This window comes from Methylobacterium sp. AC832 (assembly GCF_979256025.1).
The window spans coordinates 1-266 of the sequence record NZ_CEEDMV010000051.1 but is presented as its reverse complement, the minus strand read 5'-3'; the positions used below and the strand labels follow the sequence as shown (position 1 = coordinate 266).

General features: G+C 60.9%; 1 pseudogene. It reads right to left on the bottom strand.

What is annotated here, in order from left to right:
- A pseudogene (locus AC0IXR_RS25085) lies at window positions 1-266 on the bottom strand (multidrug ABC transporter ATP-binding protein); the annotation flags it as partial.

Genomic DNA, 266 nt, shown 5'->3' with positions numbered 1-266 from the left:
GCTCTGCCTGGTGTCGAGGTCGGAGATGCGGATGCCGGCGTTGCGGAGATCGTTGAGCAGGCTGGTGATCCCGGTGCGATCGCCCTTGGTGTCGTAGTCGTAGGTCACTGCGTGGCCGTCGTCGGACAGTTCGAGATTGTAGGCGGCGAGCGCCGGCGGAATGGCGTCGAGCTTGTTCTGCAATTGCAGCGTCAGCTCCTTCTTGCCGAGCTTCTGCATCAAGGTCGCCTTGTCCTCGATCAGGATGATCTCGCCCTTGTTGATGA